Annotated in this window: 1 protein-coding gene; it reads left to right on the top strand. The window is 39.2% G+C overall.

Going from position 1 to position 232, the window contains the following annotated elements:
* Positions 1–232: hypothetical protein (locus tag R0J92_RS27035; protein ID WP_411053951.1), on the top strand; the 232-nt coding region annotated here is incomplete at both ends.

Below are 232 nucleotides of genomic sequence, written 5' to 3' on the forward strand. Positions count from 1 at the left end.
CTGGTACTTCAGCAAGAACAACAACTGCTTTTGATTGCATCTAAGGATCATCATGTCATCTTTCACCATCAGCCTGAAGCGGCTTTTTTAGCCTATTTGAAAAAAAGAGGTGTCCAGCTGCCACAGATCACTCAAAAAGAAGATGCGTTTAAACTTAAGGGCTTCATTGTCCCCTATCTTTTTGATGAGTCCCTTGAACAAGAAGCATTTATTGAAAATAGAAGGATCTATG

The sequence above is a fragment of the Tritonibacter sp. SIMBA_163 genome (genome assembly GCF_046535935.1).
Taxonomy (GTDB): domain Bacteria; phylum Pseudomonadota; class Alphaproteobacteria; order Rhodobacterales; family Rhodobacteraceae; genus Epibacterium; species Epibacterium scottomollicae.